14 protein-coding genes are annotated in these 17,119 nt (G+C 54.8%); 1 reads left to right on the forward strand and 13 read right to left on the reverse strand.

All coding sequences use genetic code 11. The annotated features are described in order from the left end of the window. Positions 1–81: 81 nt before the first annotated feature. The 4 genes from ACGG9R_RS08095 to ACGG9R_RS08110 all read right to left on the reverse strand — a co-directional run bounded on the left by ACGG9R_RS08095 (position 82) and on the right by ACGG9R_RS08110 (position 4,270). Positions 82–1,611, reverse strand: coding sequence for an NAD(P)H-hydrate dehydratase (locus tag ACGG9R_RS08095; RefSeq protein ID WP_390153735.1), 1,530 nt, complete (start codon positions 1,609–1,611; stop codon positions 82–84). Beyond that, positions 1,589–1,984, reverse strand: a complete 396-nt coding sequence (gene acpS / locus ACGG9R_RS08100) for a holo-ACP synthase (RefSeq protein WP_390153737.1) — start codon at positions 1,982–1,984, stop codon at positions 1,589–1,591. The genes ACGG9R_RS08095 and acpS overlap by 23 nt, the downstream gene beginning before the upstream one ends. 733 nt (positions 1,985–2,717) lie before the next feature. Beyond that, entirely contained in the window at positions 2,718–3,074 is a 357-nt protein-coding gene (gene rpsT / locus ACGG9R_RS08105) for a 30S ribosomal protein S20 (RefSeq protein ID WP_390153739.1), read from the reverse strand. 242 nt (positions 3,075–3,316) lie between these two features. Next, positions 3,317–4,270 carry an L-lactate dehydrogenase gene (locus tag ACGG9R_RS08110; RefSeq protein ID WP_390153742.1) on the reverse strand — a complete coding sequence of 318 codons (954 nt, stop codon included), beginning with the start codon at positions 4,268–4,270 and terminating at the stop codon, positions 3,317–3,319. A gap of 237 nt (positions 4,271–4,507) precedes the next feature. Here ACGG9R_RS08110 and ACGG9R_RS08115 point away from each other — a divergent pair, with 237 nt between their 5' ends. Beyond that, positions 4,508–4,690: a hypothetical protein gene (locus ACGG9R_RS08115; RefSeq protein ID WP_390153745.1), complete on the forward strand. Its 183-nt coding sequence runs from the start codon at positions 4,508–4,510 to the stop codon at positions 4,688–4,690. A 715-nt stretch (positions 4,691–5,405) separates the two neighbouring features. Here ACGG9R_RS08115 and ACGG9R_RS08120 read toward each other — a convergent pair. The 9 genes from ACGG9R_RS08120 to mutS form a co-directional block, all read right to left on the reverse strand. Continuing rightward, the gene (locus ACGG9R_RS08120) at positions 5,406–6,440 is read right to left on the reverse strand and encodes a 3-deoxy-7-phosphoheptulonate synthase (protein ID WP_390153747.1); all 1,035 of its coding nucleotides are present in this window, start codon (positions 6,438–6,440) and stop codon (positions 5,406–5,408) included. A gap of 692 nt (positions 6,441–7,132) precedes the next feature. After that, positions 7,133–7,405, reverse strand: coding sequence for a TIGR04076 family protein (locus ACGG9R_RS08125; protein ID WP_022106606.1), 273 nt, complete (start codon positions 7,403–7,405; stop codon positions 7,133–7,135). Beyond that, complete coding sequence (locus tag ACGG9R_RS08130) at positions 7,405–8,223, reverse strand: pyridoxamine kinase (protein WP_390153750.1); 819 nt, start codon at positions 8,221–8,223, stop codon at positions 7,405–7,407. Before ACGG9R_RS08130 ends, ACGG9R_RS08125 begins: the two co-directional genes overlap by 1 nt. A 537-nt stretch (positions 8,224–8,760) precedes the next feature. Beyond that, complete coding sequence (locus ACGG9R_RS08135) at positions 8,761–9,993, reverse strand: methionine gamma-lyase family protein (RefSeq protein ID WP_022106608.1); 1,233 nt, start codon at positions 9,991–9,993, stop codon at positions 8,761–8,763. A 9-nt stretch (positions 9,994–10,002) separates the two neighbouring features. Next, entirely contained in the window at positions 10,003–10,203 is a 201-nt protein-coding gene (gene hfq / locus ACGG9R_RS08140) for an RNA chaperone Hfq (protein WP_008859355.1), read from the reverse strand. Next, positions 10,193–11,116, reverse strand: coding sequence for a tRNA (adenosine(37)-N6)-dimethylallyltransferase MiaA (gene miaA, locus ACGG9R_RS08145; RefSeq protein ID WP_390153754.1), 924 nt, complete (start codon positions 11,114–11,116; stop codon positions 10,193–10,195). The genes hfq and miaA overlap by 11 nt, the downstream gene beginning before the upstream one ends. A gap of 500 nt (positions 11,117–11,616) precedes the next feature. Continuing rightward, positions 11,617–12,399, reverse strand: coding sequence for a class I SAM-dependent methyltransferase (locus ACGG9R_RS08150; protein WP_390153757.1), 783 nt, complete (start codon positions 12,397–12,399; stop codon positions 11,617–11,619). Then, entirely contained in the window at positions 12,396–14,324 is a 1,929-nt protein-coding gene (gene mutL / locus ACGG9R_RS08155; RefSeq protein ID WP_390153760.1) for a DNA mismatch repair endonuclease MutL, read from the reverse strand. Before mutL ends, ACGG9R_RS08150 begins: the two co-directional genes overlap by 4 nt. Beyond that, the gene (gene mutS / locus ACGG9R_RS08160) at positions 14,324–16,882 is read right to left on the reverse strand and encodes a DNA mismatch repair protein MutS (RefSeq protein ID WP_390153763.1); all 2,559 of its coding nucleotides are present in this window, start codon (positions 16,880–16,882) and stop codon (positions 14,324–14,326) included. The genes mutL and mutS overlap by 1 nt, the downstream gene beginning before the upstream one ends. Positions 16,883–17,119: the final 237 nt, after the last annotated feature.

Genomic DNA, 17,119 nt, shown 5'->3' on the forward strand with positions numbered 1-17,119 from the left:
CTTGCGGTTTTCTCGTATCGCAAGCCTAATTCCTAGCTACTAATCCCTAGCTACCAGTCACCAGTCACTAGTCACTAGCCACTAGTCCCCAGTCACCATTTCCCTCGCCCTCGGCATCATCCTTGCCACATCGCTTGCAGTATAGCCGACAGGTATCTCTCTCGCAAGGAGATCGCCCGCAAGGCCGTGAAGATAGACGCCGCAGATCGCAGCCGGCTCCGGATCCATCTCCTGCCCGGCAAGAGCGGCAATGATCCCTGTCAGGGTATCGCCCATACCGCCTGCCGCCATGCCGGGATTTCCGGTCTCATTCACATAAGCGAAGCCATCTTTCGCGGCGATGACGGTCGGCATGCCCTTCAGGACGAGCGTCACTCCCCGCTCCATCGCAAAAGCGATCGCGCCATCGATACGCTCTCTTTCCGCCTCAGCCGCCGTCCTTCCCGTCAGATGAGCAAATTCCCCCACATGCGGCGTCAGGATCAGCTGTCCGGGACAGCGAGCGAGATCGATCTCCATCTCCTTCACCGCATACAGCGCATCTGCATCGACAATGATCGGCTTCCTCCAGCGTGTGAGGATTTCCTTCACGAAGCGCTGCGTCTCTGCGTCACGGCCAAGCCCCGGGCCGATGGCGAGCACATCATAGGCCTCTGCCTTTTGGAGGACTTCCTCTGCCATAGCAGACGTGAAGAAATCCGAATCCCCCACGGACGAAACCATGAGCTCGGGCACCTTGCCCGCTATCACAGCCGCCGCCTTTGGCACAGTCACGACAGCCACCTTGCCGGCCCCGGCATGGAGCGCGCCCTGTCCGGCGAGGAGCGCCGCCCCCTCCATGCCGGCAGAGCCGGCGATGATGCCGATGAATCCATTCTTTCCTTTATGACACATGCGCTCCCTTAAAGGCAGCAGATTTCCCACCTCTCTCTCTTCGATAAGGCTCACGGGAAGAGAGCGGCCCACAGCCGCAGGGAGGCCGATCGCGCTATAGAGCACCTTGCCGCAGTACTCATGCCCCGGAGAAAGCACATGACAGCGCTTGTACGACTCCAGCGCCACCGTGTAATCTGCCATGACGGCAAGCCCCATAGGCTCTCCCGTATCCGAAGACAGACCGCTCGGTACATCGACAGAGACCACCGACGCACGCGACGCATTCATCATCTCTATGACCTCGGCCTTCACGCCGCTGACCTCTCGGGAAAGCCCCGTACCGATCAGCGCATCCACGATGACATCCGCGCTTTCCAAAGGCGTCTCCCAGTCCGTATCCTCACTGACAGGGATGACCTGCACCCCCATTTTTTCAACGATCCGGCGATACAGACGTGCCGTTTCACTCATATGCGCCTCATTGCCGCACAAGAGTACCGCGACGCTTGCGGTCAGCGCGCACAAATACCTGGCGATGACGAAGCCGTCTCCGCCATTGTTGCCCGTCCCGCAGACCACCACCACAGACTTTCCCTTCCAATCAATCTCCGGCTGAATGAGCGATACCACATCGCTTCCTGCATTCTCCATCAGCACCGCTTCGGGAAATCCGTAGCTCTTCATCGCTTCCCTATCGAGCAAGCGCGACTCATCAGCCGTCGTGATGTACTTCATGATGACCTCCTGCCATGACGACCACCGTGATCGCCATCTCCTCTTCATGTGAAATAGAGATCGACATCTCCGTAATGCCAAGCTCTTCTGCCCGCTTGGCGAACGTCCCTGCGAGGTGAAGCATCGGCTGCCCCCACTCGCCCCAGGTCACATACGCATCTCGCCACGCCGAACTGAAGATGCCGATCCCGAGTGCCTTTCCAGCCGCTTCTCTCGCGCCCCAGAGCGCTGCATACGACTCCGCACGCTTTTTTCCTTTCTTCTCGCAATGCGCGATCTCCTCTTTCGTGAATATCTTCTCCGTGCGGCGGGGAAATTTCTCAAGGATCCGCTCCCACCGCGCGATCTTCACCAGATCTACACCGACAAACATAGCTCGTACCTCCTTTTGCTCTATTGTACTAAAGAGGGGGACAGGGTTCAAGGTTCAGGCTTAGACCGTAGGGCGTGCCGCCTCTGGATTGCATTTGAAAGCCTCGCTTGAATAAGAAATCAGAAATGAGAAATGCGAAATGGTGGTGCGGCGCGAAAAATAATGAAGCGCCGCAGAATTTTGATAGCGCTTCGCGGCGTTGTCATCCCGAGCGCAGCCGAGGGATCTTTCTTGCACTGCGGTCAGTATCACATAGGCACGGGCCGGGAAACAGCGCCTTGGTGCTGCGTATTTCTGCTTTCGCACATCCATCGTTTTTCGGTCTGCAAAGAAGATTTCTCGCTTCGCTCGAAATGACGATACGAGAGAGTGACTCGTCACCCTGCGCCCCTAATCCCTAGCCACTGGCCACTCATCCCTGCTTTCAAACTTGTGGGTTAGCCTCTGGGCGTGCCGTCCCTTGGCTGCGAATGAAAACCTCGCTTGCATGAGAAATTAGAAAAGTGGCGACTTCACCGCTTAATATGAATAGCCTTCCCCTCGAGGGGAAGGTGCCCCGAAGGGGCGGATAGGGCACTGGCGGCATGAGAGAGTGTGGGAAAATACGTTTCAAGCAGGCGACTTATGGCAGCAGTCAAGCGCCGTACCAGCCCCTTGACCCGACAACACGGACATTAAACCTAAAATAAAAAATCCCACAGTCCTAAGACCATGGGATTTCTCTCTCGGAAAATTAAGCCTTTTCTTCCATCTTTTCCTTGTAAGCTTCTTTTGCTTCCTCTCTAGCTTCAGCAGCAGCTTCTTTAGCTTCTGCAGCTTTTTCAGCAGCGATAGCAGCATTTACGTTTGCGTTCAGACGGGATTTTTTACGAGCAGCAGCATTCTTGTGGATCACGCCTTTTTTAGCAGCGCTGTCAATGATGCTTACAGCAGCACGAAAAGCTTCGTCTTTATTTTCAGAGTTAGCAGCAGCGACAGCCTTCTTGATAGCGCCGTGAATCTGGGATTTAACAGCAGCGTTAGCAGCTTTCTTAGCAGCGTCCTGTCTCATGCTTTTCATATTGGATTTAATCTGTGGCAATGGTTTCACCTCCCGTCTGCATTATTCATACCAAAGTATTTTATCATAAAGGACGAGTGATAGCAAGGTCGTTTGGAAAGAAAATTTAGAGAAACGTTTCCTGCAGGCTCTAGGGTGCAGTGCATGGTGCGGATATACGGCAAAATCCCTTTCCTAGAAACGGCGTCTCTGTTCCTTTATGCGTTATGCACCATCCGCTCGCCTTCCTATAAAAAAGGACATGCGATCTCTCACACGTCCTTTTCATGCTCTTACAGCGTCAGCGCTCTTTCGAAATGTTCCTTCAGGACTTTGATCGAAGCCTGGAGCTCCGCATTTTCTTCCTCCGTCAGATGCAGCTCGATGATGTCTTCTACGCCATCCTTGCCGATCTTGACCGGTACAGAAGCGAAGCTGTCTTTGATGCCGTACGGGCCATTGAGGTATACAGAGACCGGCAGCACCTTGTGTTCATTGTGGTAGATCGCGCGGACCAATTCTGCCGTTGCGGACGTGACACCGAATTCCGTGCAGCCCTTGGTCGTATTTTCCACATAGCCTTCACGGTGTACCTTTTCCAGGATGACATCCTTCGGATCCATCTTGTAAAGCTCCGGCTTTTCAGCGAGCAGTTCATCTAGCTTCTTGCCGGCGACCGTGACATGGCTCCACGGGATCATGCTGGAGTCCCCGTGTTCCCCCAAGAGGTACGCGGTGAGCGAGCGGCGGTTGATCTTCAGCTGGTCAGACAGCTGGTACTGCAGACGAGCGGAGTCAAGCGCCGTGCCGGAGCCGATGATCTTATTCTTCGGATAGTCCAGCTTGTACTGGATATATTCTGCGATGATATCGCATGGATTGGAGATCGAGATGATGATCCCGTCAAAGCCGGACTTTTCGATGAGCGGCAGGAATTCCTTCGTCGTCGCGATGCCGCCATCCATCATATCAAGGCGGGTCTGTCCCGGCAGACGAGGCTTGCCGGATGCATTGATCATGATGTCTGCATCCTTCATGTCATCGATCGTACCTGCATACGCTTCGAAATGATGCGGCTGGTAGCTGACCGCATCCATCAGGTCGAGGGATTCGCCCATCGCCTTGTCATTGTTCACGTCGTAGAAAACGACTTCATCCGCCAGCCCCTGTACCGCAAGCTGCAGCCCCAGATGAGAGCCGACATTGCCGGCACCGATGATTCCTACTTTTCTTGTCTTGATTGCCATATTCTTCTACACTCCTTTGCTTCATTTTCTGGCATTGATATAGAATTATTCCTATATGTCATTCTATCATGTGCTTATGAGATGACGTATGCATATTATACTACGGATCTTGAAAATTGGAAATAGAAAAGAACATCGCTATCACAAAAAGCCTCTCCTCATAGACGCCGCCGAGAGAGCTTTTCGTTGACCGCTCGCTGTTTCCTTCGCGAATGAAACGCCGTGAGCCAAGAGCGTATGGAGTACGGTGCTTCCCGTTTTCCGATGTTCTCTCATTTCTTCTTGACCGCAAACGAAAAAGATTTCTCGCTTTCGCTCGAAATGACGGTATGGGGAAGCGATGCGGGGACACGACTCTCCCTCCTTCCTATGGAAGGAGGTGCCCCGAAGGGGCGGAGGTTGGCTCACGCAGCGAAATAAAAAGGAATGGAGAAGGAGCATTTTCTCATATCACCTTCCCAAGCACAGCCGAGGGCGCTTTTTTCGTTTACCGCTCGCTTTTCCCTTCGCGAATGAAACGCCGTGATCTCGGAGCGTATGGAGTACCGTGTTTCCCGTTTTCCGATGCCCGCCCATTTCTTTCATGACCGCAAACGAAAAAGATTTCTCGCTTTCGCTCGAAATGACACGCGTGAGAAGGTCGCCCCTCATCATCTTTCACACTACCACATAGAATTATGCCTCTGCGAAGTACTCTATCCTGCGCCTTTGTAAGACTATCCCTCCTCTCGTATCGTCATCCCGAGCGTAGCCGAGGGATCTTTGTTGCAATCCTCTTCCTCGCCAGTTCTGCTGATCCGTTTGCATGAAGCACCGTATCCCACATTCTTGGAGTATCAGGCTTCCCGTTTCCGTTCACACGCATACACCGTCTTACCGCAAACGAAAAAGATTTCTCGCTTGCGCTCGAAATGACGGTATGGGAAAGCGGTATTCTCGCATCGCTTCCTTTCCCACGCAGGAAAGGCTTTGTCTGTCGCCATTAGCCGAAGCAAGTCATTCTGCTGCTTATCAGAAATAAAAAAAGAGCACTGCCATCGGGCGATGCTCTTTTTGACCTTCTGTGCCTATCAAAAGTACTCGTTTCAAACGCGCAAGATCGTTCCTTCGGGCAAGTCCCGCCGATCCTGTATCCTTATACCAGTTCCGCGAGCTCGAGGATAAGGGCGCGGCTCTTTTCCCAGCCGAGGCAGGGATCGGTGATGGATTTGCCGTAGATGCCTTCGCCGATCTTCTGACTTCCATCTTCGATGTAGCTCTCGATCATGAGGCCTTTCACGATGCCGGCAACGTCAGAGGAGTAGCGGCGGCTGGCCATGACGTCTTTGGCGATGCGGATCTGCTCCATGTATTTCTTGCCGGAGTTGTTATGGTTGCAGTCGACGACGATAGCAGGGTTGGCGAGCGTTCTTTCACCGTACAGGTCGAGGACCTTCTTCAGGTTCTCGTAGTGGTAGTTCGGCATGCTGGTGCCGAAATGGTTCACGTAGCCGCGGAGGATGGCATGGGCGAGCGGATTTCCTGTGGTGTGGACTTCCCAGCCGTGGAAGAGGAAGTCCTGCTCATTCTGCGCGGCTTCGATGGAGTTCATCATGACGGAGAGGTCACCGGAGGTTGGATTCTTCATACCGACAGGGATACCGGCGCCGCTTGCGATCATGCGGTGGAGCTGGTCCTCGACAGAACGCGCGCCGATCGCACCGTAGGAGAGAAGATCAGAGAGGTAGCGGTGGTTTTCCGGATAGAGGATCTCTTCAGCGCAGGTGAAGCCGGTCTCTTCGATGACGTGGACGTGCATGCGTCGGATGGCCTTGATGCCTTCCATCATGTTCTCATTGCCCTCAGGGTCCGGCTGATGGAGCATGCCTTTGTAGCCTTTGCCGATGGTTCTCGGCTTATTCGTATAGACTCTGGGCACGATGAAGAGCTTGTCCTTCACTTCGTCCGCGACTTTCGCAAGGCGCGTGCAGTAGTCGAGGACGGCAGGCTCATTGTCTGCCGAGCAGGGGCCGATGATGAGGAGAAGTCGGTCGTCTTTGCCTGTCATGATGTCCTCGATGGCTTGGTCTCTTTCTGCTTTCAGCTTTCTGTATGGTGCGCGCAGCGGGATCTCCTGCTGCACTTCGATCGGTTCCGGCAGTTTCCGGACGAATTTCATCTGTTCTTTCATAGGGTTAGCTCCTTTGGGTGGTTGGAAATCGGGTTCGGGGTTCAGGGTTAGCCGGGGGCGTGCCCCCCTTTGATTGTTTGCGAAAGAGGTTCAGCGGGTTCTATGGGTTCAAAGGGTTCAAAGGGGGGAAGGTGCGGCGCATTTCGTCATCCTGAGCGGAGAAAAACGTTGTATGTTAGAAAATGGATGATCTGAAACAGGAGAACTGAGTCGAAGGATCTAAACGCCGCGGAGTATAAATAGGCGATGTCCGAAAGTGAAATTTTAGTCACTAGTCACTCCTAATCCCTGCTTTCAAGCTTTTGAGAGTATCCCTTTCCCGTATCGTCATCGGAAGCGTAGCCGAGGGATCTTTCTAGGGAAACACTGATTAAATCGTTGTCAGATTTCATTCTTGGATTTTTATACAGAGCAAGGAATCATCTGACGCGAATAGCGAGCTATTTAAGGAAGATGATGACGAAGCTATGTATAAAAATCCATATGAAATCTGACTCTGCGATTTAATCAGCGTTTCCCTCGCACTGCGGTCAGTATCACATAGGCACTCATACGGAAACGACGCCTCGGTGCTACGTATTTCTACTTTCAAACATCCTTCGTTTATCGGTCTGCAAGGAAGATTTCTCGCTTCGCTCGAAATGACGATACGGGAGAGTCTAATGTCTCTTGGTCTCTTTGTCTCCTAGTCGCTAGTCACTCAATTTCTCTATCTTAAACACATTGATCGTATCGACATCCGGACAGCAGAAGAGGGCCGTGCCCTTCTCCACGCCGCGCTGGGGGATCTCGCCGCCGTAGCGAAGGATATCTACATAGGGGAATGCGACGTGCATCGCCATGGGGCAGAGCTCTCCTCTGTCCTTGTCGAAATCCCACGAGTCCCCGACGCGGTGACCGCGGTGACAGGGACAGGGGCCTTTGCGATCGATGAGCGTGATGCGGATCTTCGGTCTTCTTGGCATCAGTCAAGCACCTCCAGCGAATTTTCAATGGCGATCCCTTTGAAGGTGTCCTGGCTGTCCTTGTTCTTCATGATGAGGAGCTTCACCGCGCCCATCGCTTTCTCGACGGAGCGGATGAGCAGCTCGCCATTCAGGATCTCTCCCATGAAGATGGAAGAGAAAATATCGCCCGTCCCCGGGAAGCGGATCGGCACCATGGTGAAAGTGCGGAGGAAATATTCGTCGCGCGCGGCATCATAGCCAGCGACGGCATCTTCCCCGTCGACCTTCGCGCTGGTGATGATGACCGAGCCTTGGCTCATGGCATGGAGCTTGTTCAAGAGTGCTTTCGCCTCTTCCCACGTCAGGCCTTCTGCCTTGTACGCCGCGCCTGCGATGAGGGCGGCTTCCGTATAGTTCGGCACCATGTAGTCCGCATTTCTCGCAAGCTCCCGCATTTCCTTCACGGTGTCTTCGGTAAGGCCGTTGTAGAGATGCCCCTCGTCACCCATGATGGGATCGACGAAGATCTTCGTCCCTGTTTTCCTCTTCTCGCAGCAGTAGGAGGAAATCAGATCCGCCTGCTCATGGGAGACGATGAAGCCTGTGGAGATCGCATCAAAGGTAAAGCCGAGCTCCTGCCAGACCTTGAGTGTGTTCCTCATGAAGTGCGTGGTGTCCTGAATTTCAAATTTCCCGTAGTCCAGTGTATTCGATACCAGTGCCGTCGGCAGATTGTAGGTGATATGGCCCATGTGCGCCAGGACCGGCATCATCGCCGCCAGTGCCACTTTGCCGTAGCCGGGAAGATCATTGACAAGAAGAATTTGTTTTCCCATTTGCGTCCCTCTTTTCTCCGCCATTGCGGATGTGATTTGCATTCCATTGTAACATAAAAGGTGTGTGATGGGCAGGGCTTAGTGGTGAAGGATGAGGGAGTGGCAGGGGGCGGCTCGTCCTTTGATTCCGTTTGAAAACCTCGCTTGCATTAGAAATGGCGGTGCGGCGCATCATCATATAATGCGCCATGAAATGATAGAGCAGCGGTACTCTCGTATCGTCATTCCGAGCGATGTCGAGGAATCTTTTTCATTGGCGGTACCATGTTTACATGCGTAAAAAAATGGGAAACACCGTTGTCTGATGTCTCCCCGTCTTTATGTCTCATGGTCTTTCCGTCTGATCCCTCAGCCCTGCTTTCAAACCTTAGAGAGCAGGACGATACAGGATGCCCGCCCTCCATTCTCGCCCCTTCCCTCCACTTTGCCATATACCATGCAAAAAGCGCATCCCCACATATGCGAGGACGCGCTTCGGCGTACTATATGAAAGATGTATGGCGACTGCGGTCATCCCGTATCGTCCTAATCCCTAGACTATTTCCCCATGATCTTCTCTGCAGCGCCCATGACGGCAAGGACGGCATGTTCGAAGGTGAGTGCGCCCTGGAAGTACATGATGTAGGGCGGACGTACCGGACCGTCAGCAGACATTTCGATCGTGGAACCCTGTACGAAGGTACCGGCTGCCATAAGGATGGGATCGACGTAGCCAGGCATCGGGCCGGGCACCGGGGTCGCGTCAGAGTCGACAGGCGACCAGCTCTGGATGGCTTCGGCGAATCGGCACATGTTTTCTTCGCTGTTCAAAGCGACCGTCGTGATGAGATCCGTGCGGAGATGTCCCGGCTCCGGCGTCACGGCAAAGCCGAGCTTTTGGAAAACAGCAGCGCAGAATTCTGCTGCCATCACAGCCTGACGGGTCATGTGCGGCGCAAGGAAGAGGCCTTCAAAGAAAGGACGATAGGAAGCTGCGTAGGAGCCCATCTCGTCTCCAAGACCGGGGACAGTGAGCTGGTGTGCGCAGCGCTCGACGAGGTCTTTTCTGCCGCAGATGTAGGCGCCGGTCGGTGCGAATCCGCCGCCGGCATTCTTGATGAGAGAGCCGGCTGTGATGTCTGCGCCAAGCTCGATCGGTTCCTCTTTGTTTGTAAATTCGCCGTAGCAGTTATCCACGAAGCAAATGGTCTTCGGGTTCTTTGCTTTGACGACGTCAATGATCTTCTTGATGTCTTCCGGGAAGAGGGAGTTCCTGAGGCTGTAACCGCGCGAACGCTGGATCTCTACGAGCTTGGTGTGCTCATCGACCATGGCTGCAATGCCTTCCAGATCATAGGTGTCGCCTTTGAGCGGCACTTCCTTGTAGTGGACGCCGCGGGACTTCAGATTTCCCGGAGCGTTGCCGGAAATGCCGATGACGCTCTGCATGGTGTCATAGGGAGTGCCGACGGCAGAGAGCATGGTATCGCCCGGTTCGAGGAGAGCGAGAAGGACGGTGCCTAAGGCATGGGTGCCGGAGACGAACTGCGGGCGGACGAGAGCGGCCTCGCATTTGAAAACGTCGCACCAGATTTCTTCGAGCTTGCCGCGGCCGGGATCATCGTAGCCATAGCCGTAGGACGGCGCGAAATGATAGGCAGAGAGGTGATGCTTACGGAAAGCCTCGAGGACTTTCTGCGTGTTGTAGAGGGAAATTTCTTCCATCTCATGAAAAACAGGCGCACAAAGTTCGAGCGCCTCGTTTTTGATCTGTTTCAGTTTTTTATCCATTGTTATTGTTTAGATCCTCTGAATTGTAGATATAGCGTGCTTGTAGATCAGCTGAGAGCGGTTTTCGCTGACCAAAAGCACGGTAAAGCTGTCGAAGGACTTCACTTTGCCCTTGAGCTGGACACCATTCATCAGGAAGATGCTGACTGGCACGTTTTCCTTTCTTGCTTCATTCAAAAATGTGTCCTGCAGATTCATTTTACCTTCCATCTTGTGATTCTCCTCTAACTTGTGAAATGACATAGGCTAAGATTTCCCTGTACCATATGTCTCCGTCTGATGGTGTTTTTTCCACCCAGTGAATATATGGCATTCGTCTGTACCAGGTCAGCTGTCTTTTGGCGAAGTGACGGGTATTCTTCTGGATCAGCTCCTCAGCTTCTTCCAGCGTGCGCTCGCCGCGAACCACAGGGATCATCTCGCGATAGCCGATGCCCTTCATGGCCTGGCAAGCTTCCGGGACGCCCGTTTCCAAAAGTGACCTGACTTCCTCTAAGAGTCCTGCTTCCATCATCTGGTGGACCCGCTTATTTATTTTATCATATAATATCGCCCTGTCCATAGCAATTCCCAAAACCGGGCCGTCATAGATCCGCGTGTGGGCTTTGCCCGCCTCTCTATCCTTGTTTCCGGAAGAGAGAAGCTCGAGCTTTCTCACCATGCGCTGCGGGTCGATCGGCACGTCTGCGCCCCGCTTTTGAAGCTCTTCGATGAGTGCTTCCTTCCCCTCTTCGGCAAGGAGATGCTCCCAGCGGCTCCTTCCCCCGACCTTGGGAAGAAATTCGTAGCCTTCCAAGAGCGACTGGATGTAGAGCCCCGTCCCGCCGACGACGATCGGGATACGGCCCTTCTCATTTTCTTCATGGATGATAGCCTTCGCTTTTTCCTGAAAATCCGCGGCTGAGTAGCTTTCCGTCGGCTCCAGGCAGTCCACGAGGAAATGGGGCACGCCCTCTGCCTCTTCCTTCGTCACCTTCGCTGTCCCGATATCCATGCGGCGGTACACCTGAAAGGCATCTCCGGAGATCACGACCGAGTCCAGCGCCTTTGCGAGGTACACGCCGAGCGCCGTCTTTCCTGAAGCCGTCGGGCCAAGGATGGTGATGAGTTTTTCTTTGGGCATGGTGAAGCTCCTTTCATGGTGAAATAGTAACTAGGGACTAGTGACTGGTGACTAGGGATTAGGGATTAGGGATGGTGGTGGCGGCTTCGCCGCGAATATGTATGGGGCAATGCCCAGGACTTGGAGACTTTAGAAGTCAGATATCAAATGTCAGATGTCTGACTTCTGATGTCTAATGTCTCCTAGTCTTTTAGTCTAATCCCTCATCTCTGCTTTCAAACTTCGGGGTTCGGGTTTAGCCCATGGGGCGTGGCGCCCTTTGATCGTTTACGAAAGAGGTTCAGCAGGTTCTATAGATTCAAAGGGGGTGTTGCGGCGCATTTCGTCATCCTGAGCGGAGAAAAACGTCGTATGTTAGAAAATAGATGATCTGAAACAGGAGAACTGAGTCGAAGGATCTAAGCGCCGCAAGGTACAGATAGTGGCGATGCCCAAAGTTAGTATTTAGTCACCAGTCACTCGAGGCTCCTAATCCCTAGCCACTAATCCCTAGCTACCAGTCACCGCTTCTCTATTACCCCATATGCGGTCGACTGGCCGCGCTTCATCCGGACATCAGTGAAGATGGGATCTCTGAAAATGCCCGCGAAGGGCCGCTCCTTCACGATGACCTTCCTCCGGCAGACGCGGAGAGCTTCTCGTAAGATCTCCGCCGTCAGGCTGTCATACACCGCTGCCGCTCGGAAGCCTTCCATATCATTTTCTCTGCGCTTCACCGGATGGCGGAACATGGGGTCAAAATAGATGACATCGTAGGCGTCATCCCTGCAGCCTGCCAGATACTCTCTATAGTCGGCATGGATCAGGTGGATCCGCCGGACGGCATCGGTGAGGCTCTCGTCTTTATCCTCGTAGCCTGCGATGCCGGCGCGCCCCACCTCATAGAGGATGGGGCTTTTTTCCAGCGCGGTCACACGCCCTCTGCCCGTCAAAAACCATGACATCGTACTCGAGTCCCCTGCCTGCCCGAAGGTGCAGTCGAGCACATCACAGGGGCCGTCCGCAGGAAGGAGAGCGCAGAGGCGGTCAGGATTTCCCTTTCGAAGCTGCGTGGTCCTTAGCACCGCCGTCCCCATATGGAAGCGGTACTCCTCGCCGTCAGACCAGTAAAGAGGGAGCTGTTTCCCGTAAATGAGGAAGCCGGAAAGCCCCGTCTCCTCCGTCATCTCTTCCAGTGTATCGCCGCGCGGGATGTAGGGAAATCCCAGCGCTTCTCCGCGCCGCTTCGCCTCTTTGATGATGGAGGAGTCCGCATGGCGGATGGTCGTGACGCCCGTCCTCATGGGCGTTTGAAGAGCCTTCCCAGCTCTTCAGGGGTGAATTTCACGATGGTCGGGCGGCCATGCGGGCAGACGAAGGGGCGGCTCGTGTGGAAGAGGTCGACGATGAGTTCTTTCATCTGCCGGATGTTCAAGGGATCTCCGCGCTTGATCGCACCGCGGCATGCGGCATACGCCATCATGCGATGACGCATCGTCTCCGGTGAAGGCACATCCTTCTCATGGAAAGCGCGCGTGATGTCCTTCATCACACGATCCATGTTCGCTTCCGAGAGATCCTCCGGACTTCCCGTGATGCGAATGACGTCCGGGCCTGCCTGCTCGAAGGTGATGCCAAGACGCGCCAGATCCGCCTCATGCTCTTCCAAGAGCGCGAGATCCTCGGGGTCGGCATGAAGGAGATAAGGCACCAGAATCTCCTGTACAGGGATGCCCTCTGCGCGCGCCGCCAGACGGTCATAGCGGACGCGCTCATGCGCCGCGTGCTGGTCGATGATGAAGAGATCCATCCCCCGCTGGCAGAGGATGAAGCACTTGGCGACCTGCCCCAAAGGGATGATCGGCTCTTCGGCCTTTGGCGCATCGAAAAGCACCTCGGGCGTGAGTGCTTCTTTTTCTTCATGCGTCACACCCGGGAAGACGGACTCCTTCGAGAAAAGTTTCTCTTTGGAGATCGAGGGCGTAAAGGGGATCTCCCGCCTTTCTCCTGCCGGCTTTCCCTGCGGATGCCAGGCAGGCATCGGACGCCGTTCTTCTGCTGCATAGGCTGCGCCCGGCTCTCCCCAGCGCGCGGGATCCTTTTCTTTTTCCGTGAGTCCGATGTCAGGCCCCACGGAGCGCGCTTCTTCGACCTTGACAGACGTCAGGTCAAAGTCGCTCTCCTTTGCCACCTGATGCCCCGGGTCTTTGATCATTTCGCGCGCGATCTCATCCGGCGTATCCTTGGTCGTCAGCGACTGAAGGACGCTGTGATAGACGAGGCGGAAGATGCTCTGCTCATCAGAGAATTTGATCTCCCGCTTCTGCGGATGCACATTCACATCGATCGACTCGGGAGCGACAGTGAAGGCGAGGACAAGGATCGGATACCCATTCTTAGGGAGCAGCGAGTGATAGGCATTGTCGACGGCTTTCGACACCGCACTGCTCTCGACGACGCGGCGGTTGATGATGATCGTCTGGTATTGGCGGCTACTCTTCAAAAGCGAAGGCTTGGAAATGAGCCCCGAAAGGATGCCTCTTTCGTTTTCACCCGAGACTTCAAGCATCTCGCCAGCGGTCTTTGTGCCGTAGAGTGCGGACACGACATCGAGGAGACGGCCGTTCCCCGGCGTCTCGATGACGGTGCGTCCGTTATTGATGAGACGGAAGGAAATATCCGGATTCGCGAGCGCCAGCTTCCCCATCATCGTATTGATACGGCTGGCCTCGGTCCGTTCGGATTTCAGGAATTTCTTCCGGGCCGGCACATTATAGAAGAGATCGCGCACCTCGATCGTCGTGCCGCCCGGTGCGCCGGTCGGCTTCACTTCGCTGACTGTCCCGCCCTCGACTTCGACGATCGTGCCCTCCACGTCTTCTTGGCGCCGGGTCGTGATGGCCGTGCGGGAGACGGCAGAAATGCTCGCCAGCGCCTCTCCGCGGAAGCCCAGTGAGGCGATGTGATAAATGTTATCCACCGTTGAGATCTTGCTCGTCGCATGACGCACGATGGAGAGCTTCGCATCTTCTGCCGACATGCCGCTGCCATTGTCCGTGACGCGGATGTAGGTAAGTCCGCCGTCCGCGATCTCCACCTCTATATCGCTCGCGCCGGCATCCACGGCATTTTCTACCATTTCCTTGACGGCGTTCACCGGACGCTCCACCACTTCACCGGCGGCGATCTGATTCGCCGTCACTTCATCGAGTACATGGATCAATGCCATCAGCGTCCCTCCTTCGCTTCGCGGCTCAGCCGGAATAAGATCTCCATCGCTTCGATCGGTGTCTTGCTCATGACATCCAGTTGCGCCAGCTCGTCAATGATGGGCGAGCTGAAAAGGTCCATCGCGCCGGCGGCTGCCTGCGTCTTCTCCGGAGCGGGACGGCTCTTCCCATCCTCCTTCTCAAGCCCCAGAAGGATCTCATCGGCTCTGGCAAGCAGCGACTCGGGAAGCCCCGCAAGGCGTGCGACATGGATCCCATAGCTCCGATCCGCCGAGCCCGGCACGATACGGCGCAGGAAGGTGATATCCTTCCCCCGTTTCTTGACAGATACCGTGTAATTTTTGATCCGCGGGCTTGTCTCTGCCATATCGGAAAGCTCATGGTAGTGCGTCGCAAAGAGCGTATAGCCGTGGATCTTCTGATCGATATACTCCACGACCGCCTTCGCGATGCTCATGCCATCATAGGTACTCGTGCCGCGTCCGATCTCATCCAGAATGATAAGACTGTTCTTCGTCGCATGCCTAAGGATGTAGGATACCTCCTGCATTTCCACCATGAAGGTACTCTGCCCCGTAGAAATATCATCCGTCGCGCCGACGCGCGTGAAAATGCGATCGACCGGCGCGAAGACCGCGCTCCTTGCGGGAATGAAAGAGCCCACCTGCGCCATGATGGTGAGGACAGCGACCTGACGCATGTAGGTCGACTTACCGGCCATATTCGGCCCCGTGATGACCAGGATCTCCTGATTCCGATGATTCAGCTCCGTATCATTCGGGACAAACATGTCTCTCTTCAAGGCATGCTCGACCATCGGATGACGGCCGTCTTTGATGGAAATATACCCATCCTTCGGGCTAATGATCGACGGACGGATGTAGCGGTCCTTGATCGCTGCCCGCGCAAAGCTGGCGAGGCAGTCCACCGCTGCGAGCGCGCGCGCCGTCTTCTGCATATCAGGGATCTCCGGACGGATTTCCGCCTTCACCGCCTGATAGATCTTGAGCTCGAGCTGCTCTGTCTTTTCTTTGGCAGAGAGCGCCTTCGTCTCGAATTCCTTCAGTTCCGGCGTGATATAGCGCTCCGCATTCACGAGCGTCTGCTTTCTCACATAGTACGCAGGGACAGGGAGCTTATTCGCATTGGAAATCTCAAAATAGTATCCGAAGACATTATTGAAGCCGATCTTGAGCTTGATGCCCGTCTTTTCCTTTTCCTTCTCTTCCAGCTCTTGGATGTACTTCTGGCTGTTCTCCGACAGCGAGCGCACTTCATCCAGCTCGGCGGAGAAGCCTTCGCGGATGTACTTGCCGTCCTTGATGTTGCCCGTCCCGTTCTCATTCATCGCACGGTCCAGAAGGTCAAAGACAGGGCCATGCGTCGAGAGCTGGCTGTTTAGCTTCTTCAAAAGCACCGAGCCTGCGCCGGAGAGGAGCTGCTTCACCTGCGGCACCACGCGAAGCGTCGCTTTGAGAGAGAGCAGGTCTTTGGGCGAAGTCGAATTCGCCTCGATGCGGGAAAGAATACGCTCGAAGTCAAAGACACCGGAAAGCATCTCTTCCAGACGCGAAAGCTCCGTCATGTGCTGTGTCAGCTCCTCGATCGCCGACTGGCGCAGTATGATGCGATTCACATCCGTCAGCGGCCGCTCCAGAGAACGCTTCAAAAGGCGCGCCCCCATCGCTGTATGCGTATAGTCGAGAAGCTCGAGGAGCGTGCCGCGCCGCCCGCCGTCACGCATATTCCGCGTGATCTCCAGATTTCTAAGGCACTCCTCAGTGAGCGTCAGCGTATGATCCTCACGGATCGGCCGCGGATCATGGAAATCCGCCGCCTCCGAGCGCATGACCTCCTTGAGGTATCCGGAGAGAAGGGCGAAGGCCTTCTGCACATGGCGATTCTCTATAGACGACGCCGCCGGTGGGATCGCGCTCTCGTCCTCATCATCCCTTCGCGTCAGGAGACAGGCCCCGAGGCGCGCCGCGGCGAAGCGGGAGAGCTTCTCATAGAAATCATCCGACACGAGACACACCGCTTCTGCGGGACTATATACCGACAGAAGGTCGAAGAAGGCATCCTGCTCCTTCTTCTTGTCCCAAGTCCCCCACCAGCACTCGCCCGTCGAGACATCGGCGAGCACGGCGGCGATCTCCTTGTCCGCCTCTAAGAGGTAAATGAGATAATTGTTCGACTTATCTGCGATGGAATTCTCAAAAAGGATCGTCCCCGGCGTGATGACACGGATGACATCCCGCTTGACCAGCCCCTTTGCCTTCTTCGGGTCTTCCAGCTGCTCGCAGATCGCCACCTTGTACCCCTTCTGGATCAGCCGATAAATATAGAGCTCTGCCGCATGGAAAGGCACCCCGCACATCGGTACGCGGCCATCCGCTCCCGCAGACTTCCCCGTCAGCGTCAGCTCCAGCTCATGCGATGCCGTCAGCGCATCGTCATTGAAAAGCTCATAGAAATCGCCCAGACGGTAAAAAAGCAGACAGTCCCGGTATTTCTCTTTGACTTCCTTATACTGTGCCATCAAGGGCGTTTTGGCCATGATCTTGTTCCTTCTTTCTGGTCATTCTAATTTAGGCAAAAGGCATATATCTCCAAGTTAGGAGTGAGGAATGAGGAGTGAGGAGTGAAGGTGCGGCGCAAAACAATAATAAAGCGCCGCCAAGTTTTATACTACGCAACGCGCACAATAATAAAAAAGGGGGATTGGGGCGCTATATGAACTGTGCGCCCCTTCCGCCACTCCTCACTTCTCACTCCTAACTCCTCACTATGTAGA

The sequence above is a fragment of the Dialister sp. i34-0019-2H8 genome, from assembly GCF_042846925.1.
In the GTDB taxonomy this organism is placed as follows: domain Bacteria; phylum Bacillota; class Negativicutes; order Veillonellales; family Dialisteraceae; genus Dialister.